Origin of the sequence: Mesobacterium pallidum, assembly GCF_019966535.1 — a bacterium.
GTDB classification, from domain to species: Bacteria; Pseudomonadota; Alphaproteobacteria; order Rhodobacterales; family Rhodobacteraceae; genus Mesobacterium; species Mesobacterium pallidum.
Genome location: NZ_JAIMID010000041.1, coordinates 13,141 through 14,557 on the forward strand (window position 1 = coordinate 13,141; position 1,417 = coordinate 14,557).

Consider the following 1,417-nt stretch of genomic DNA (forward strand, 5'->3'; position numbering starts at 1 on the left):
TGGCGCGGCCTTGATCGGTCTGCCATGGCTGGGGCTGATTGTAGCTGATGCAGAGACAGGTCATCGCGTGCGACTCCGTTTCAGGATTTGCCGGGAAACGACACTACGTCACCGGCGGGCTGATCGGCCACGGGAACCCCCGCCTCCGTCAAGGCCGAGTTTACGTGCCTTGCCATCTTGCTCTGGCTTACAATGACGGAGTGTCGGTGCAGATCGTTTGCCCGATCCACCCACGCCTGATCCGGCATGTGCCAAGTGTAGAACTTCACGATGCCGGAACGGTCCGTTCCGTTCACATACCTCTTATACTGCTTGGTCGTTTGGTCGATCCACACCGGACTTTCCGGGTCCGTCGATGCCTCCAGATAGGTCATGAATTCATCGGGGTGCAGCGATCCGCAGAAACTGCATGTCCGGTCATCGCGCCAATGCGCCTCATGGCCGGCCCCATCCCCGCCTCCACAGATTACTTTCTCAGCCATTCCGCTCTCCATTTCAGGATTTGCGGGCACGGCTCAATCGAACCGCCGCCGCGTTTTGCTCATAGGCCACCATCTCAAGCAGCGTCGTAAGATCGTCGCCTGGGGCGTAGCATGCAGGTCCGTTGTTCCTGAGCGTGTGGACATAGACCTCCATGCCGCCAGCCCAAAGCCCCTCTACCGTCTCGCGCGCGTGCTTCTCGCTGAACCCGACGCACAGGGGTGTGCAGAACCATACCTGGTCGCCTTTCAGCTCCCAGATGATCCCGGCCTCGATCAGCTTGGCGCGCATTGGCAGATGCTTAGTCCAGTTGGTCGTGCGCTTAACGCTGGTCACGTCGTCAATCAGCAGGGCCGAGATGTCGTGCCGCCCGTAGGTGCTTTCGCGGACACCGAAGGCGCGGGCACGGGCGATCTGTTCGGCCAGCGGCGGCAGGCGGTCATCGACAGTGACGATGGCCCATTTGCCGTTGAAGTGATCCGCATTCTTACCGTCGCTCATACTGCCGTGCTTTCTTACCGCTTTCTGTATTCGATAATGAAGTGGGTTGCGCCGGTCAAGGGAATGTGCTTTCTGTATTCGATAAGAAAGTCAGCCGCAGAGGTGAACATATGACCGAACCGTATACCCTCGCCGACGCCCTGCCAGATCAGATCAAACGGGTGACCGAAAAGAAGGAACGCTGGCAGCAGATGATGCGCGAGCATGACATGGGTCCGGGGATGCAGCTCACCATCAACATCATGCAGGCAGAGATCGAGCGCGGCGTGAAGGCCCTCGCCTCGGGTGACGTGGCCGAGATGCTGGCCGCGCACCAGTCGCTGGCCGACTACAACGACGACGACTGAATCCCGAAACCGCCGGAGGCACCATGAACAGAGCCATGCAGGGACTATCGAAGAAGGATCAAGCGGCCCTTCTGGCCCGCGAGAGGAAG

General features: G+C 59.7%; 3 protein-coding genes. 1 reads left to right on the forward strand and 2 read right to left on the reverse strand.

What is annotated here, in order from left to right:
* Positions 1-80 precede the first annotated feature (80 nt).
* Complete coding sequence (locus MF270_RS27715) at positions 81-482, reverse strand: hypothetical protein (RefSeq protein ID WP_238368810.1); 402 nt, start codon at positions 480-482, stop codon at positions 81-83.
* A gap of 13 nt (positions 483-495) precedes the next feature.
* Entirely contained in the window at positions 496-981 is a 486-nt protein-coding gene (locus MF270_RS27720; protein WP_238368811.1) for a hypothetical protein, read from the reverse strand.
* 110 nt (positions 982-1,091) lie between these two features.
* On the opposite strand from MF270_RS27720, the gene MF270_RS27725 reads away from it, so the two are divergent.
* Positions 1,092-1,328: a hypothetical protein gene (locus tag MF270_RS27725; protein ID WP_238368812.1), complete on the forward strand. Its 237-nt coding sequence runs from the start codon at positions 1,092-1,094 to the stop codon at positions 1,326-1,328.
* Positions 1,329-1,417: the final 89 nt, after the last annotated feature.

Excerpts from the sequence above, each read along its gene's own strand:
- MF270_RS27715 (WP_238368810.1), bottom strand. The coding sequence starts at position 482 with ATGGCTGAGAAAGTAATCTGTGGAGGCGGGGATGGGGCCGGCCATGAG.
- MF270_RS27720 (WP_238368811.1), bottom strand. The coding sequence starts at position 981 with ATGAGCGACGGTAAGAATGCGGATCACTTCAACGGCAAATGGGCCATC.
- MF270_RS27725 (WP_238368812.1), top strand. The coding sequence starts at position 1,092 with ATGACCGAACCGTATACCCTCGCCGACGCCCTGCCAGATCAGATCAAA.